The sequence below is a fragment of the Arthrobacter sp. 05T410 genome (genome assembly GCF_056396505.1).
Map to the genome: position 1 here is coordinate 29,519 of NZ_JBFTLP010000027.1, position 17,477 is coordinate 46,995.

General features: G+C 66.6%; 13 protein-coding genes and 1 pseudogene. All 14 read left to right on the forward strand.

What is annotated here, in order from left to right; translation table 11 throughout:
* Positions 1 to 121: 121 nt before the first annotated feature.
* Positions 122 to 970 (forward strand): sugar phosphate isomerase/epimerase family protein, encoded by an 849-nt coding sequence (locus tag AC1DFR_RS20380; protein ID WP_476851822.1) that lies wholly within the window; start codon positions 122 to 124, stop codon positions 968 to 970.
* Between the two features lie 52 nt (positions 971 to 1,022).
* Positions 1,023 to 2,030 carry a Gfo/Idh/MocA family protein gene (locus AC1DFR_RS20385; RefSeq protein WP_476874326.1) on the forward strand — a complete coding sequence of 336 codons (1,008 nt, stop codon included), beginning with the start codon at positions 1,023 to 1,025 and terminating at the stop codon, positions 2,028 to 2,030.
* A gap of 300 nt (positions 2,031 to 2,330) precedes the next feature.
* The gene (locus tag AC1DFR_RS20390; protein WP_230008163.1) at positions 2,331 to 3,854 is read left to right on the forward strand and encodes an ABC transporter substrate-binding protein; all 1,524 of its coding nucleotides are present in this window, start codon (positions 2,331 to 2,333) and stop codon (positions 3,852 to 3,854) included.
* A gap of 6 nt (positions 3,855 to 3,860) precedes the next feature.
* Positions 3,861 to 4,802, forward strand: coding sequence for an ABC transporter permease (locus AC1DFR_RS20395; protein WP_476856218.1), 942 nt, complete (start codon positions 3,861 to 3,863; stop codon positions 4,800 to 4,802).
* Positions 4,799 to 6,670, forward strand: coding sequence for a dipeptide/oligopeptide/nickel ABC transporter permease/ATP-binding protein (locus tag AC1DFR_RS20400; RefSeq protein ID WP_476872360.1), 1,872 nt, complete (start codon positions 4,799 to 4,801; stop codon positions 6,668 to 6,670). The genes AC1DFR_RS20395 and AC1DFR_RS20400 overlap by 4 nt, the downstream gene beginning before the upstream one ends.
* Positions 6,667 to 7,542: an ATP-binding cassette domain-containing protein gene (locus AC1DFR_RS20405; protein ID WP_476859415.1), complete on the forward strand. Its 876-nt coding sequence runs from the start codon at positions 6,667 to 6,669 to the stop codon at positions 7,540 to 7,542. The genes AC1DFR_RS20400 and AC1DFR_RS20405 overlap by 4 nt, the downstream gene beginning before the upstream one ends.
* 123 nt (positions 7,543 to 7,665) lie before the next feature.
* Positions 7,666 to 8,502, forward strand: a complete 837-nt coding sequence (locus AC1DFR_RS20410; RefSeq protein WP_476874327.1) for a sugar phosphate isomerase/epimerase family protein — start codon at positions 7,666 to 7,668, stop codon at positions 8,500 to 8,502.
* 31 nt (positions 8,503 to 8,533) lie between these two features.
* Positions 8,534 to 9,700, forward strand: coding sequence for a Gfo/Idh/MocA family protein (locus AC1DFR_RS20415; protein ID WP_476874328.1), 1,167 nt, complete (start codon positions 8,534 to 8,536; stop codon positions 9,698 to 9,700).
* Positions 9,701 to 9,794: 94 nt separating this feature from the next.
* The gene (locus AC1DFR_RS20420) at positions 9,795 to 10,856 is read left to right on the forward strand and encodes a LacI family DNA-binding transcriptional regulator (RefSeq protein ID WP_476859412.1); all 1,062 of its coding nucleotides are present in this window, start codon (positions 9,795 to 9,797) and stop codon (positions 10,854 to 10,856) included.
* Positions 10,857 to 10,941: 85 nt separating this feature from the next.
* Positions 10,942 to 12,348 carry a glucuronate isomerase gene (gene uxaC / locus AC1DFR_RS20425; RefSeq protein ID WP_476859411.1) on the forward strand — a complete coding sequence of 469 codons (1,407 nt, stop codon included), beginning with the start codon at positions 10,942 to 10,944 and terminating at the stop codon, positions 12,346 to 12,348.
* Positions 12,345 to 13,790, forward strand: a complete 1,446-nt coding sequence (locus tag AC1DFR_RS20430) for a mannitol dehydrogenase family protein (RefSeq protein WP_476851814.1) — start codon at positions 12,345 to 12,347, stop codon at positions 13,788 to 13,790. The genes uxaC and AC1DFR_RS20430 overlap by 4 nt, the downstream gene beginning before the upstream one ends.
* Positions 13,791 to 14,016: 226 nt before the next feature.
* Positions 14,017 to 15,828 (forward strand): beta-glucuronidase, encoded by a 1,812-nt coding sequence (gene uidA, locus AC1DFR_RS20435; RefSeq protein ID WP_476874329.1) that lies wholly within the window; start codon positions 14,017 to 14,019, stop codon positions 15,826 to 15,828.
* A gap of 58 nt (positions 15,829 to 15,886) precedes the next feature.
* Entirely contained in the window at positions 15,887 to 17,305 is a 1,419-nt protein-coding gene (gene uidB / locus AC1DFR_RS20440; RefSeq protein ID WP_476874330.1) for a glucuronide transporter, read from the forward strand.
* 32 nt (positions 17,306 to 17,337) lie between these two features.
* A pseudogene (locus tag AC1DFR_RS20445) lies at positions 17,338 to 17,477 on the forward strand (bifunctional D-altronate/D-mannonate dehydratase); the annotation flags it as partial.

A 17,477-nucleotide genomic window follows, 5' to 3' on the forward strand; every position in this document is an offset into this window, starting at 1 on the left:
GGCAACCGGTTGTCATTTGTGTGCGGTGCTGGCTAGACTGGGGCCCACACCGTTTGTGAACTGCGTCACCGCGCCGGAGCCGGAAGCTGCCCGCGGCGGCCGCGAAACCCAGGAGATCCGCGTGAGCAAAACACCACCCGCAGTCTGGTCGCTGTCAGGTTTCGGCGACGAAATAGATCCGGACCCGGCAGTTCAGGCCGCCGTGCTCCTGGCGCTGGGCGCAAGCCACATCGAGGTCCGCAGCGCCTGGGGCACGAACGTCTCCGAGCTGGAGCCCGCGCAGGTTGCCCGGCTCAAGGAAATCCTGGATGAAAAGGGCCTCAAGGTCTCGGCCGTGGCCAGCCCCATCGGGAAGGTGGACGTGAGCCTGCCGGTGGAGCAGGAGCTGGCACGGCTCCGGCAAATCATCTCAGTGGCCAGGGGGCTGGATACACAATACGTCCGCATTTTCTCCTTCTTCCGGGCCGAGGGGCGCAGCGCGGAAGACATCCGCGAGGACGTCCTGGCCCGTATGGGCGCGCTGGCGGCGCTCGCCGCGGAATCCGGCGTCGTGCTCCTGCACGAAAACGAAAAGGGCATCTATGGCGATACCCCGCAGCGCGTGCTGGACATCATGGAATCCGTGAACTCGCCCGCGCTCCGCATCGCGTGGGACAACGCCAACTTCGTCCAGGTGGGCGTCAAGCCCTACACCGAGGGCTACGCCATGCTGCGCCCCTACCTCGAGTACTTCCAGGTCAAGGACGCGCTCGCCACCACCGGGGAAGTAGTCCCCTCCGGTGAGGGCGACGGCGAACTCGACGCCACCATCGCCGCCCTCAAGGCGGACGGTTACGCCGGCTTCGCCTCGCTGGAACCCCACCTGGCCAGCGCCCACGAACTCGGCGGCTTCTCGGGCCCGGCGGCCTTCGGCACCGCGGCCCGCGCCTTTGCCGCGCTGGCCGCGAAAAACCAGATCGAACTCGTGTAATCGGCCTTCTTTAGCAGGCATGCACCACCACTAGGGAAAGAGGGAACTCCGGATGCCAAAGGCGGCAATCATCGGCTGCGGCGACGTGTCGGTCGTTCACTTTGAAGCACTTGCAGGGATGGACGACGCCGAATTGGTGGCCGTCTGTGACCCGGATCCGGCACGCCGGGCGGCGGCGCAGGAGGCCCACGGCGTCCCCGGCTTCGAGGACTACCGCGACATGCTGGAGGTGGCAGCTCCCGACGTCGTGCACATCACCACCCCGCATCACGAACACGCGGCGATAGCGATCGAATGCCTGCGCCGCGGGGTCCACGTGGTGCTGGAAAAGCCCCTGGCGCACACCCTGGCCGAGGGCGAAAGGCTGCTGGCCGCGGCTGCCGACAGCACGGCCAAAATTGCCCTGTGCTTCCAGAACCGCTACAACGCCCCGGTGCAGGAAATGCGCCGGCTGCTGGACTCCGGCGAGCTGGGCCAGGTGCGGGGGGCCTCGGCCACGGTCATGTGGCACCGCAATGCCGATTACTACCTCAGCCGGCCCTGGCGCGGAAGCTGGGCCGAGGGCGGCGGCGGGCTGATGATGAACCAGGCCATCCACACCGTTGACCTGCTGCAGTGGCTGGTGGGCGACGTCGTCGCGCTCGCCGGCAGCGCCTCGACCCATGTGCTGGCAGAAACCATCGAGGTGGAGGACACGGCGGAGTTCGCAGCGCTGCACAGCAGCGGGGCGCGCTCCGTCTTCTACGCCACCCTGGCTAACACCGTCAACGCACCGGTCACGCTGGACATCAGCACCGAGAGGGCTGCATTGAGCCTGCGCGGGGACCTGACAGTCACTTACGACGACGGGCGCAGCGAGGTGGTGCGTGAACGCGCCAAGGGATCCGGCGGCCGGTCCTACTGGGGCGTTTCGCATGCCCTGCTGATCGCAGATTTCTATGCCGGACTGGCGCAACCGGGCCCGTTCTGGATTGACGCCGCCGAAGGGGCGAAGTCGCTGCGGATCGTGAAGGAACTCTACCGCCAGTCCTACCCCGGCTCTGAGGAAAAAGTGTCCTGACCGAAGCCGCCGCCGCGACCCATGCGGACTTCCGTTGCGCTGCTTGTGCACTCCGCTGCGAACGTCGTGCTTGCCCAGTACGTGCGCCCCTCAGGCGCGCCGCGCTGCGTCTCCGTCCGGTGCCGTCGTAGTGCTTGGCCACGCCCGAATTCGCAATAATTCAAAAAATAATGACAACCGGTTGCCAGATGTGGCAACCCAACGTACGCTGAACCCACAAGCGGCGGTGTGGCCCAAGCCACATTGCCGCCATCAACGTCCGTGCAGCGGACCTCGAGAAGCGATCCAAAGGAGCCAACAATGAAGTTCGGTCCCAAGGCAGCAGCTGCTGCCCTCATCCTCAGCGCATCCCTCGCGCTCACCGCCTGTGGCGGCGGCGCCGCAGCAGGCGGCGCAGGCACCACAGCCACGTCCCTGACGCTCGGCACCATCCAGGACGTCCGGTCCTGGGATCCGGCCCAGGCCCATGTGGGCCATATCCTCCAGCCGTACCAGGCCGTCTACGACACCCTGATCCTGCGCGAGCCGGACGGAAAGCTCAGCCCCATGCTGGCGACGGCCTGGAAGTACAACGCAGCAAACACCAAACTGACGGTGGACCTGCGCTCGGACGTCACCTTCAGCGACGGAGCAAAGTTCGACGCCGAGGCTGCCAAGGCCAACATGGACCACTTCAAGACGGCCAATGGTCCGCAGATGGCCCAGCTCAATGCCGTCAAGGACGTGGCCGTTGTGGACGCCGATACCATCGACATCAACCTCAGCACCCCGGACCCGGCCCTCGAGTACTTCCTCAGCCAGGCGGCCGGCCTGATGGGCAGCCCCAAGGCGCTCGGCACCGAGGGCATCAAGACCGAGCCGGTGGGCTCCGGGCCCTACGTGATGGACAAGGCCGCGTCGGTCAAGGACTCCCAGACCGTGTTCACCGCCCGGAAGGACTACTGGAACAAGGATCTGCAGAAGTACTCCAAGCTGACCTTCAAGATCCTGACCGACCCGACCGCCCGCACCAACGCCCTGGTCTCCGGCCAGGTGGACGCCACACTCCTGGACCCCAAGAACGGCAAGCAGGCCGAAGGCGCCAAGATGAAGCTGGCCGCCAACGAGGTGGACTGGCAGGGGCTGCTCCTCCTGGACCGTGACGGTGCCAAGAACCCCGCACTGCAGAACGTCAAGGTCCGCCAGGCCATCAACTACGCCTTTGACCGCAAGACCATCCTCGACCAGGTCCTGTTGGGCCAGGGCACCCCGACGTCCCAGCCGTTCGGCAAGGCCAGCGGCGCCTGGACCGAAGAACTGGAGAACTACTACAGCTACGATCCGGCCAAGGCCAAGCAGCTCCTCAAGGAAGCCGGCTATGAAAACGGCGTGACCCTGGAAGTCCCCAGCATCCCCGACTTCCAGACTCAGATTTCCGTGGTCCAGCAGCAGCTGGCAGACGTCGGTATCACCCTGAAGATTGGCGCCGCGCTCACCAACACCTTCACCTCCGATGTGGCTGGACAGAAGTACACCACCATGTACTTCTCCCTCTTCCAAGGCCAGCCGACAGTTGCCATCAACCAGATCATCTCCACCAAGGCGCTCTACAACCCGTTCAAGAACGCGTCGCCGGAGCTCGACGCCAAGATTGACGCCGTGCGCAACGGCGGGGCTGACGCGGGCAAGCTGGCCCAGGAAGTGAACAAGTACGTGGTGGAGCAGGCCTGGTTCGCGCCGCTGTTCCGCGTCAACCAGATGTACTACCACAACGCCAAGGTCGACGTCACACCCCAGATCCAGCAGGCCGTTCCGTCCATTTACAACTACTCACCCGCCAAGTAGGACACCATGATCAGGTTCATTGCGAAACGACTGGGCAGCGGGCTGGTGGTGCTGCTTGTTGTCTCGGCGCTCACCTTCTTCCTGCTCTATATGTCCAGCGGGAGCATCGCCAGGAACATCCTGGGCGATCAGGCCACCGCTGAGCAGGTGGCGATGAAAGAACACGAGCTGGGGCTGGACCAGCCCCTGCTGACCCGCTACTTTGCCTGGGTGGCCGATGCCCTCAGCGGAAACCTGGGTGCCTCCTGGTTCTCCTCGGAACCGGTGGCCAACTCCCTGGCCAGCCGGATTCCGGTGACCATGACCATGGTTTTCGCCGCAATGATCCTGATCGCAATTTGTGCCGCACTCATCGGTGTCATCGCCGCGGTCAAGCGCGGCTGGGTGGACAGGGTGGTCCAGGTTGGCGCCATCATCGGCGACTCCGTTCCGGGGTTCGTGATCGGCGTCGTCCTGGTCACCATCCTGGCCATCCAGTTGGGCCTGTTCCCGGCCACCAGCACCATTTCCCCGGATTCCGGGGCCGACGCGTGGGTCTATTCCATGTCGCTTCCGGTGATAGCCCTGCTGATCAACGGCGTCACCGGGGGCGCGCAGCAGATCCGCAGCGCCGTCATCAAACAACTCGAGCGGGACTATGTCCGCACCCTGCGCAGTCGCGGGATCGGCGAGCGGGAAATCCTGTTCAAGCACGTCCTGCGCAGCGCCGCGCCGGCCGGCCTGACGGTGCTGAGCCTGCAGCTGATCGGCATGCTGGGCGGCGTGGTGATCATCGAGCAGATCTTCGCCCTTCCCGGCATGGGTCCGATGGCGGTCGCCGCCACAGGCCAGTCGGATCTTCCGGTGGTGATGGGCGTCGTGATGTACACGGTGGTCGTCGTCATTGTGGTGAACCTGCTGGTGGACATCCTCAATGGCTGGCTCAACCCGAAAGTACGTGTGTCATGAACAATTCTTCCGAAGAAGCCGCCGCAACCGCGGCATCCGCCGCCATTCCGATTCACCCCGGCCAGAGCGGCACCGTGGTCCGGTCCACCGTCATCCGGCGCCTGTTCAGGAACCCGCTGGGCATCGTTGCCATGACCATCCTGCTGGCGATCTCGCTCCTGGCGGTACTCGCCCCGGTCCTGGCGCCCTTCGAGCAGAACTACGCCAACATCGCCAAGACCCTCGCCGCCCCGGACTCCGTAAACATCCTCGGAACGGACAGCGCCGGGCGCGATGTCTGGAGCCGGCTCCTGTACGGCGCGCAGCTGACGCTGCTTTCCGCCCTGCTCTGCGCGGGCGTGGCCATTGCCATCGGCCTGCCGTCCGGCCTGGTCGCCGGGTACTACGCCGGCAAATTCGAGGCAGTCTCCAACTGGGTGGTCGGCATCCTCATGAGCCTCCCCGGGCTGATCGTGCTGCTGACCATCCGGGCGGCCTTCGGCCCTTCGGTCTGGATGTCCATGATCGCCTTCGGCATCCTGATCAGCCCGTCCTACTTCCGGCTGACCCGCACGGCCGTCCAGTCGGTGCGCAACGAGCTCTATGTCGACGCCGCACGGGTCTCCGGGCTGTCCGACCTCAGCATCATCGCCCGCCACATCTTCTCCGTGGTCCGCGCCCCCATCATCATCCAGACCGCGGCGATCGCCGGCGTGGCCATCGCCATTCAGTCCGGTCTGGAATTCCTCGGCCTGGGCGACCCCACCAAGGCCACCTGGGGCGTGATGCTCTCGGAGGGCTTCAAGAACGTCTACCTCACTCCCACGCTGCTCTTCTGGCCGGCACTGGCCATGGCGCTGACCATCGGCGGCCTGGTCCTGCTGGGCAACGCCATCCGCGATGCCCTTGAAGACGGCGAAAAGATCACGCATCGCAAGAAGCCAAGGGGAAACGGCATCAGCAAACGCACGACGGCGGCGCCCGCCGCCGCGCGCCCGTCGCGGAAGTCAGTGGCCGCCGTCGACCCCGGAACCGAACACCACCTGGTCAAGGTGACCAATCTCGGCGTCGGCTATCCGCAGGCAGACGGCTCCATCAAGAAGGTCGTCGACGACGTCTCCTTCCACGTGGACCGCGGCGAGATCCTGGGCATCGTGGGCGAATCCGGTTCGGGCAAGTCCCAGACCGCCTTCTCCATCCTGGGGCTGCTGCCGGACAATGCCCGCATCGTGGCCGGCTCCATCCAGTTCGATGGCAACTACACCGTTGCCCCGGGCGAGGAACGCGTCAGCCAGGAGCGCCTGTCCAAACTGCGCGGCAGGCGGATTTCCTACATCCCGCAGGAGCCCATGAGCAACCTGGACCCGGCCTTCACCATCGGCTACCAGCTCGTGACGCCCATGGTCCGCGTCCTCGGCATCTCCAAGGCCGAGGCCAGGAGGCGGGCATTGAAGCTGCTCACCGACGTCGGAATCGCCAACCCGGAACGGACCTTCAACGCCTACCCGCACGAAGTCTCCGGCGGCATGGCCCAGCGCGTCCTGATCGCCGGCGCCATCAGCTGCGAACCGGACCTGGTTATTGCCGATGAGCCCACCACGGCCCTGGATGTCACGGTGCAGGCGGACGTGCTGGACCTGCTGCGCGAGCTCCAGCAGCGCCTGAACATCGGCGTCATCCTGGTGACCCACAACTTCGGGGTGGTGGCGGACCTCTGCGACCGTGTGGCTGTCATGCAGAACGGCCGGCTCGTGGAGGAAGGATCCGTCCGCGACATCCTGCGCAATCCGCAGGAGCCTTACACGCAAACGCTCCTGGCATCGATGCTTGAGGGCAAGGAACCCATGTCCATGCTCGTTTCCACCGGCCAGAAGGAGCCAGTCGCATGAGCCCCACCGACAGCGCTCCGCTGCTCGCGGTAGACCAACTGATCGTCGAGTACCCCAGCAAGAAGTTCCGGGCCAAGCCCTTTCGCGCCCTGACGGACATCAACATCACCATCGGCCGCGGCGAAACCCTCGGCCTGGTGGGGGAGTCCGGTTCCGGCAAGACCACCCTGGGCCGCGCCATCCTGGGGCTGGCCCCGGTGACCGGCGGGAAGATCAGCTTCGACGGCAAGGACATCAGCCGCGCCACCCGCAAGGACCGGCGGGTCCTGAGCCGTGACCTGCAGGTGGTGTTCCAGGATCCCTACACCTCGCTGAACCCCGCCCTGGAGATCGGCGACATCCTCGCCGAACCACTGGGTGTGCAGGGCATGGACGCCGCGGCGGCCAAAAAGCGTGTGAGGGAACTGCTGGACCAGGTGGGTCTGCCCGCCGACGCCATCAACCGGCTGCCGCGCGAATTCAGCGGCGGACAGCGCCAGCGCGTGGCGATCGCCCGCGCCCTGGCCCTCTCGCCGAAGCTGATCGTCTGCGATGAGCCGGTCAGTGCCCTGGACCTCTCCACCCAGGCCCGGGTGCTGGACCTGTTCCTGCAGATCCAGAAGGACACCGGTGTGTCCTACCTCTTCGTCTCCCACGACCTCGACGTCGTCCGGCACATCAGCCACCGCGTCGCCGTGATGTACCACGGGGAGATCGTCGAACAAGGCCCGGCCGGCGTCGTCACCACCGACCCCGACCACCCCTACACCCAGCGGCTGCTGCTCGCCTCCCCGGTCCCGGACCCGGACCGGCAGGAACAGCGCCGCGCGGACCGGCACCGCCTGCTCGAGACGCAGCGCATGCAGCACGAACAAGCGGGCGCCCTCGCCTGAGGCCACCCGCGCCGTCAGACAGAACGGCCGGCGCCCTGGCGGCAGCACCTAACCGGCAACGAGGGCCCTTGCGGGTCCGTAACACCACGGAGGAATACAGTGGCCAAAATTGGCGTACAAGCGATGATGCTGAAAGACAGCTTCGCCGAAGTGGGGGCGTTCGAGACGCTCCGCAAGGTGAGCGCGATCGGATACAACGCCGTCGAGATCTCCCAGATCCCGATGACCCCCGAGAACGTCGCCGAGCTGGGCCGCGCCCGGAGCGAACTGGGCATGGACATCGCGGCACTGTCTGTCGCGATGGAGACCCCCAAAGGCCGTCCCGGGGACTCCCTGGCGGAGCACTTCGACAAGATCGTGGCGGACGCCAAACGCCTGGACTCCAGCCTCCTGCGGATCGGCATGCTGCCGTTCCCGGCCATGAAGTCAATCGCGGCAGTCGTTGATTTCGCCAAGCAGGCCAACGAGTACGCGCAGCGCCTGCAGGAACAGGGCCTGGGCCTGTATTACCACAACCACCACATCGAGTTCGCGAAGTTCGACGGCAAATTCATGCTGGACATCATTGCCGAGAACTCCCCGGCCATGGGCATGGAAATCGATGTGCACTGGGTGCAGCGCGGCGGCCTGGACCCGGTCCGGACGCTGCAGAAGTACGCCGGCCGCACGGCCATGGTCCACCTGAAGGACTACCGGATCGGAGAACTGCCGGAGTCCTCGTTCGGGCTCCTGGATTCCGGGGACATCATGGGCTTCATGACCGAGTTCAAGAATGTGGTCCAGTTCGCTGAAGTGGGCGAAGGCAACCTGGACTTCGCATCCATTGTTCCGGCCGCCCAGGCCGCCGGCGCCCGGTACCTGCTCGTGGAGCAGGACGAACTCTACGGGCGCACCGTCTGGGACGCGCTGCAGACCTCCCACGACAACCTGGTGGCGCTCGGCCACTCCGACCTTTTCTAGCCCACCCCCACTGACTACGGAGAACCACCACATGAGCAAGCAAGTACGCCTGGGCATCATCGGCCTGGGCCAGCAGGGCGGCGCCTACGCCCAGTTCATCACCGACGGCCTGGTCCCGAACATGGTGATCGGCGCCATCTGCGACACCGACCCCGCGAAAAAGGAACTGGCGGCCGCCAGATACCCCGACGCGCCCTTCTACGACGACTACATCACGATGCTGGAAAGCGGCGACGTCGATGCGGTCGTGACGTGCGTGCCGCACTTCCTGCACCCGGAAATGGGGATCGAGACCCTCAAGCGCAACATCCACGCCCTCGTGGAGAAGCCAGCCGGCGTCTACACCAAGCAGGTCAGGGAGCTCAACGAATTTGCCGCGGGCAAGCCCGAGCTGTCCTTCGCCATCATGTTCAACCAGCGCAATAACCCGCTGTACCAGAAGCTGAAAGAGATCGTCGACGGCGGCGAGATCGGCGGCATCCGCCGCACCAACTGGATCATCACCAACTGGTGGCGACCGCAGGGCTATTACAATTCCAGCGAATGGCGCGCCACGTGGGGCGGCGAGGGCGGCGGCGTTCTGGTCAACCAGGCCCCGCACCAGCTGGACCTGTGGCAGTGGATCTGCGGCGTGCCGAAGTCCGTCTACGCCAAGGTGGCCTACGGCTTCCGCCGCGACATCGCCGTGGAGGACGAAGTCACTGCCGTGGTGGACTACGGCAACGGCGCCACGGGCGTCTTCGTCACCGCGACGCACGACCTCGTGGGAACCGACCGCTTCGAGATCCTGGGCGACCAGGGCAAGATCGTGGTGGAGAACAGCAAAACCGCCACTGTGACCCGCCTGAAGAAGCCCGAGCGTGAACTCAGCGACGGCATGGGCATGGACGATGTCCGCAAACTTTTCATGGGCGAGCTGAATCCCGGCGAGTACTACACCACCGAGGTCATCGAGTTCGAGTCCGCCTGGGGCGCGCAGCACTCCGGCGTCCTGGCGAACTTCGCCGCCAGCATCCTGGACGGCACGCCGCTGCTGGCCCCGGGATCGGACGGCATCAAGGGTGTCCGGCTGGCCAACGCCATCCATCTCTCGAGCTGGACCGGCACGGAAGTGGCGCTGGACTTCGACGAGGACGAGTTCCTCGCCGAGCTGAACAAGCGCATCGCGGACGAGGGCAAGTTCGCCGAGCGCTCCTAGCCCGCCCCGCCCCGCCGCAGCAGGGGCCGTTTTGAGCACTCAAAACGGCCTCCGCTGGGGGCTGGTTGGGTTGTTTCCTCGTTAGGATGGGGCGGTGACTGAACCCAAGACGCCGGACGCTGCCGCAACAACAGACCCGGCCAAGAAGCACTCGCGGTCCGGAAAGTCCCACGCCACCATCTACGACATTGCCAAGGTTGCCGGCGTCAATCCTTCCACCGTCTCACGGGCGCTGAGCAAGCCCGGCCGGGTCAGCGCCAAGACGCAGAAACTCATCGAGGACGCGGCCGCCGAGCTGAACTACCAGGTCAATCCGTTCGCCCGCGCGCTGCCCACCGGCCGCACCAACACCTTCGGCCTGATCGTCGCGGACATCACCAACCCCACCTTTTTCGACATCATCCGCGGGGCGGAAACGACCGCCACGCTGCGGGACTACACCCTGGTGCTGGCCGAGTCGGCCGAGTCCGGCGTCACCGAACTGACGGCAGCACGCCGGATGATGGCCACCGTGGACGGCCTCATCCTGGCCAGCCCCCGCATGGACGACGACGACATCCGCGCCATCGCCCGGGACAAGCCGGTGGTGGTCATCAACCGCGAGGTCGACGGCGTGCCGTGCGTGGTTCCCGACGTCAACAAGGGCATCAGCGAGGCAGTCCGCAGCCTGGCCGCCAACGGGCACCACAAGGTTGCCTTTGTTGCCGGGCCGCCGCAGTCCTGGATGTCCGCGCGCCGCTGGGAAGGCGTGCAGGCGGCCTGCGAGTGGTCCCGGCTCGAAGCCGTGCGGCTGGAATCCACCAAACCCACGGTCGACGGCGGCCGCCAGGTGGCGCGCGACGTCCGGGCAAGCGGCGCCACGGCGGTGCTGACCTACAACGACCTCCTGGCCATCGGGCTCATGCAGGAACTCCAGGCCGCCGGCATGGTGGTCCCGGACCAGATCAGCATCGTGGGTTTCGACGACATCTTCGGCGCGGATTTCACCACGCCACCGCTCACCACCGTGCGCTCGCCGCTGGGGGAGTGCGGCGCCGGTGCCGCGACCCTGCTCCTTGATCTGCTGCACGGTGCGGGGGAACCGGCCGCCACGCTGCGCGTCGAGACGGAGCTGGTGCTGCGCGGCTCGAGCGGGCGGCTGCTGCCCGCGGGCTAGCCACACCTGTGAGGCCATCCGCAACTTGATGGCAATTATTGGCAACCGGTTGACAAATGCCGGAGGCAAGCCGGACCATTGATCTATGTCACAGTCGATTGCCGCCAACCCAGACCGGCTTCTGCCCGCGGATCCCGGAACGCGCAGCATTGCGCGCGACCTCCTCCAGCGCGTCCAGGACCTCCCCATCATTTCCCCGCACGGGCACGTTGACGCCGCCGTCATCGAGCACAACAGCCCCTTCCCGGACCCGGCAGCGCTGCTGGTCAGCCCGGACCACTACGTCACCCGGCTGATCCACGCCAGCGGCGTCCCGCTGGACCGGCTCCGGGGCTCGGCCGCGGCGGAACCGGACTCCCGCACGGTCTGGCGCGAGTTCTGCAAGGCCTGGCCGCTCTTCGAAGGCACGGCCTCCGGCTACTGGCTCCGCACCCAGTTCAGCAGCGTCTTCGGCCTCCGGCAGGAGATCAGCGCCGAAACCGCCGACGCCAGCTACGACGCGATCTCCGCCAAGCTGCTGGAGCCCGGCTTCCGTCCCCGCCAGCTCTTCAAGGACTTCAACATCGAGGTGCTGGCCACCACCGACGACCCCCTGGACAGCCTCGCCAGCCACGCGGCGATCGCCGAGGACCCCACCTTCCACGGCCGCGTCCTGCCCACCTTCCGCCCCGATGCCTACCTCAACATCGCGCACCCCACGTGGAGTGCGAATGTTGACCGGCTTATTGCGGCAGCGGGCGACGGCGCCGCCGGCTATGCCGGCTACATCACCGCCCTGGAAAACCGGCGCCGCTACTTCGTGGACCACGGCGCAGTCTCGGCCGACCACGGCGTCCGGACCCCGGCAACGCTCAAGCTCGACGCCGGCGACGCGGCCAGGCTGTTCGACCGCGCCCGCTCGGGCCAGGCCACGGCGGCCGACCGCGACGACTTCGAGGCCCACATGATGTACCAGATGGCACGGATGTCGGTGGAGGACGGCCTGGTCATGACCATCCACCCGGGGTCCTACCGCAACCACCACGAACCCACCTTCAACGCCTTCGGCGCCGACACCGGCCACGACATCCCGTTCGCCGTCAACTACACCGAGGCGATCCGTCCGCTGCTGCAGGACTTCGGCACCGCCAAGGACTTCCACCTGGTGCTCTTCACCCTCGATGAGACCGTGTTCTCCCGCGAACTCGCGCCGCTGGCGGGTTTCTACCCGTCGGTCTACCTCGGTGCGCCATGGTGGTTCCTGGACGCGCCCGACGCCATGCTGCGCTTCCGCTCGGCCGTGACCGAAACCGCAGGATTCTCCCGCTCGTCCGGCTTCATCGACGACACCCGCGCCTTCTGCTCCATCCCCGCGCGCCACGATGCCTCCCGCCGGATCGAGGCCTCCTTCCTGGCCAGGCTGGTCGCGGAGCACCGCGTCAGCGAGGACCGCGCCCATGAACTGATCGTCGACGTCGTGGACGGCTCACCCCGACGGGTGTTCAAACTGTGAGCGCCGAACTGACATCCGCACAGGAATCCGAGGTCGAGGCCGCCGTGGAACTTCCCCAACTGAGCCGGCGCCTGCACCCCGGTGCGACGGCGCCTGTGCGGATCGTCCATCTGGGGCTGGGCGCCTTCCACCGCTCGCACCAGGGCTGGTACACCCACCAGGCGTCCGACGCAGCGGACTGGGGCATTGCGGCCTTTACCGGACGCCGCCCCGACGCCGCCCTGGCGCTGGCCGAACAGGACGGGCTCTACACGATCGTGAACCGGGCCGACGGCGGCGACACCTTCACCGTTGTCAGCAGCATCGTCGAAGCCGTGGACGGGGCGGATGTCCAGCGCCTGGCGGAGCTGGTTGCCGCGCCGGCCACCGCGGTGATCACCCTGACCATCACCGAGGCGGCCTACCGGCTCCGCGCCGACGGGCAGCTTGACCGCTCCGCGCCCGACGTCGCCGCCGACCTTGCGCTGCTGGCGTCCGGCAGCGCCAACCCGGCGACGCCGCTGGGCCGGCTGGTGCTGGCCCTCGCCGCCCGCCGGGCTGCCGGGGCGGGACCGCTCGCCGTCGTCTGCTGCGACAACCTTTCCAACAACGGCACCGTCGCGCACAATGCCGTGGCAGGCATGGCCGGGGCGTGGGACGCGGGCCTGGCCGGATGGATCGACGCCAACGTCAGCTTCGTCAGCACCTCGGTTGACCGCATCACTCCCCGCACCACGGCCGCGGACATCGCCGCCGTCCAGGCCGCGTGCGGCTACCGCGACAATTCGCCCGTGGTGGCCGAGCCCTTCTCCAACTGGGTGCTCAGCGGGGAGTTCCCCGCCGGGCGGCCGCGCTGGGAAGACGCCGGAGCCGTGTTCGTCGCCGAGATTGAGCCGTACGAGAACCGCAAACTCTGGCTCCTGAACGGCGCGCACTCCCTGCTGGCCTACGCCGGCCTGCTGCGCGGCCACACCACCGTGGCCGAGGCCCTGGCAGACCCGCTGTGCCTGCGGGCCATTGAAAGCTTTTGGGACGAGGCGGAGGCAAATCTGTCCGGGCCGGCGGGACATGCCGCCGAGCTGCAGATCCCGGCCTACCGCGCCGCCCTGCTGGAGCGATTCGGCAACGCCCGGATTGCCCACCACCTCGCACAGATCGCCATGGACGGCAGCACGAAGCTGCGGATGCGCGCCGTTCCGGTGCTGCGGGCCGAGCGTGCCGCGGGCAGGCCCGGCGCGGCGGCCGCGCTCATGATTGCCGCCTGGATGGACTACAGCGCCGCCTCGGCCGCGCTCCAGGATCCGCTCGCCGAGGAGGCAGCCGCAGCCAATCGGCTCGCGGGCGCCGAGCGGACCCGTGCACTGTTGGCCCTGGTGGATCCGGCCCTGGCCGGTGACCGTTCCGTCGTGGACCTCATTGAAAGCTTGCGCGGAACGTTCGGGGAGCAGGCTGTCTCCCCGTAACGCCCTGCGGGCAAGCACTGCTGCCCGGCTCCCGGATCATCGGGAGCCGGGCAGCAGTGTTTCAATGAACAGCGGAGTTTCAATGAACTTTCAACAAAATGATGGCAACCGCTTGCCATTTGATTGCCAAGTGATTAGGATTACAGCAAGAGCACAAACCGGCCCCGCGGCCGGACCCTAAAAACCCTCCCCGGCACTGCCCGCAAAGACGCGATAGGACCTCCCAATGCTCAAGCCCCAGGCCAGCGAAACCCGCGAGATCGTCAACCTCGACGGCCTGTACCGCTTCAAGGTCGACCATGACCGCTCCGGCCACCGGGACGAATGGTTCAAGGCGCCCCTGGAAACCGGACTGGAAATGGGCGTCCCGGCCAGCTACAACGACGTCTTCCCCGACAAGGCCATCCGGGACCACGTGGGCTACGTCTGGTACCAGCGCGACGTGCGCGTCCCGCGCGGCTGGGCAGGGGAGCGCATCCAGGTCCGCCTCGACTCCGCCACCCACGAAGGCATGGTGTGGGTGGACGACACCCTGGTGGCACAGCACACCGGCGGCTACATGCCGTTCAGCGCAGACATCACGGACCATGTGACACCCGGACAGGCCTTCCGCCTGACGGTCTCGGTCAACAACGAGCTCACGCAGGCCACCATCCCGCCCGGGACCATCACCGTCACCGGGGACGGCCGCCGGCAGCAGAGCTACCTCCACGATTTCTACAACTACGCCGGCCTGCACCGCAGCCTCTGGCTCTTCAGCACCCCCGCGGTCACGGTCGATGACATCACCGTCGTCACCGGCTTCGAAGGAACCGCCGGCAGCGTCGACTACACGATTGCCACCGCCGGCGGAACCGGCAGCGAAACGGTCACCGTTTCCCTCCGCGACGCCGACGGCGTCGAGGTCGCCCGCGCCGACGGCGCCCGCGGCACCCTGGCGGTCGCCGACGTCGTGCTCTGGAAGCCCGGCGCGGCCTACCTGTACAGCCTCACCGCGCAGATCCGCGACGGCGGCCGGCTGCTGGACAGCTACACCCTGCCGGTCGGCGTCCGCACCGTGGAAGTCAGGGGCAAGGAATTCCTCATCAACGGTGCACCGTTCTACTTCACCGGCTTCGGCATGCACGAGGACCACGTGGCCATCGGCAAGGGCCACAGCAACGCCCAGATGGTCAACGACTTCCAGCTCCTGGACTGGGTGGGCGCCAACTCGTTCCGGACCTCGCACTACCCCTACGCCGAGGAGGTCATGGAGTTCGCGGACCGGCACGGCATCGTCGTGATCGACGAAACCGCCGCCGTCGGGCTGCACCTGGGCTTCGGCGCCGTCTTCGGCGGCATCGCCAGGAAGACCTACGTCGAGGGCGGAGTGGACGCCCACACCGCCGCCAACCACCGGCAGGCGATTACCGAACTCGTCGCCCGCGACAAGAACCACCCCTCCGTCGTGATCTGGTCGATCGCCAACGAACCCAACGGTTCCGAGGAGGGCGCCCGCGAGTACTTCGCACCCCTCGCGGAGCTGACCCGCAGCCTGGACCCCACCCGGCCCGTCGGCTACGTCAACGTCCTGTTCGACACCCCGGACAAGGAACTGCTCGGGGACCTGTTCGACGTGATCATGCTCAACCGCTACTACGGCTGGTACGTCGATAACGGCGACCTCGAAACCGCCGAGCAGCACCTCGAGAAGGAGCTGCGCGAGTGGGAAGCCAAGTACGGCAAGCCCATGATCATGACCGAGTACGGACCGGACACCATGCCCGGCTTCCACTCCATCTATGAACAGCCCTGGAGCGAGGAATACCAGGCAGCGTTCCTGGCCATGTACCACCGGGTCTTCGACCGGGTCGACGCCATGGTCGGTGAACAGGTCTGGAACTTCGCGGACTTCCAGACCTCCAACGGCATCATGCGCGTGGACGGCAACAAGAAGGGCGTCTTCACCCGGGACAGGCGGCCCAAACCTGCCGCCTATGCCCTGCGCCAACGGTGGACGGCACTGGCCGGCACCAAGAACAGCACCTCCAAGGCGTAGGCCTCACCGCACATTTTTCGCCGGACCCAGGTCCGGCAACGGGTAAAGGAGCCCAATCATGAAAAAGCTGAACAAGCTCAGCATCGTCGGCTATGGCGCCGGCGACGCCGCAAACAATCTCGCCTTCACCACCGCCACCATGTTCCTGCTCGTGTACTACACGGATGTGGCCGGAATCTCCGCCGCGGCCGCCGGCACCCTGCTGCTGGTGGTGCGGATCTTCGACGCCTTCGCCGACGTCTTCGCCGGCCGCGTGGTGGACCGGACCTACAGCAAGCGGTTCGGCAAGTTCCGTCCGTTCATCATGTTCGGTTCCATCCCGTTGCTGCTGCTGAGCGTGGCCACCTTCTCCATCCCTGAGCTCGGCGAATCCGGCACCCTGCTCTACGCCTACGTCACGTACGCAGCCCTGGGCCTGGCCTACAGCCTGGTCAACATCCCCTACGGCTCCCTCGCCGGCGCCATGACCCAGGACCCCGCGGAACGCGCCAAGCTCGGCTCCGCCCGGATGATCGGCGGAATGCTGGTCGGCTCCGCCCTTGGCATCTTCGTGGCCCCTTTGATCAAGCCGGGCGCCAACCTGCAGGCAACGTTCACCACCATCACCCTTGTCTTCGTCGTCATCGGCGCGGCCCTGTACCTCTTCACCGTCCTGACCGCCAAGGAGCGGGTCCACCGCGCCGTCCCCAACGTCACGTTCAAGCAGAGCATGGACACCCTCAAGGGCAACAGGCCGCTGCTGATGCTGTGCGTGAGTTCCTTCTTCTTCCTGACCGGCTACTTGGCCCTCACCTCGGTCCAGCTGTACTACCTCCGCGATGTCCTGGGCCGGCTGGACCTGTACCCCGTACTGTCCATCACCCAGCTCGTCCTCACCTTCGTGCTGGCCGGGTTCATGCCGAAGCTGGTCCGGAACCTTGGCAAAAAGCGCGTCTACATCTTCTCCTCGCTGCTCACGGTCATTGGCGGCGCCATCGTTTTCTTCACCCCGGCAAGCCAGGTCTGGATCGGATTCACCGGCCTGATCATCAGCCTCGTGGGCGTGCTGGCGGTCAACATCGTCGTGTGGGCGCTCGAGGCCGACACCGTGGAGTACGGCGAATGGAAGACCGGCGTCCGGACCGAGGGCATCACCTACGCGTTGTTCTCCTTCACCCGCAAGACCGGACAGGCCGTCGGCGGTGCGCTCGCCGCCTACGCCCTGGCCCTGGGCGGCTACAAGTCCGGCGCCGTCCAGACGCCCGACGCCGTCTTCGGCATCCAGATCGCCGCAGGCGCCCTGCCGGCCGTCATGACCATCCTGGCCGTGCTCGTCATGGCCAAGTACACGCTTACCGATGCCATGCACGCCCGGATCCTCACCGAGATCCAGGCCCGCCGCACCGGCGGCGACGGTTCTTCCGACGGCGCCGGCGTGCCGGCCGCTGTTTCCGCCACCGGTTCCGCGGACGCCGCGCCGCTGGCGCCCAGCAAATAAGACACCCCCGAAAGACCAGAAAAGGACCTGTTGTGAAAATCATTGCCGCTGAAGTGTTCGTCACCAGCCCCTCCCGGAACTTCGTGACCCTGCGGATCACCACCGAGGACGGCGTGACCGGGATCGGGGACGCGACCCTGAACGGGCGCGAGCTCGCCGTGGCCGCCTATTT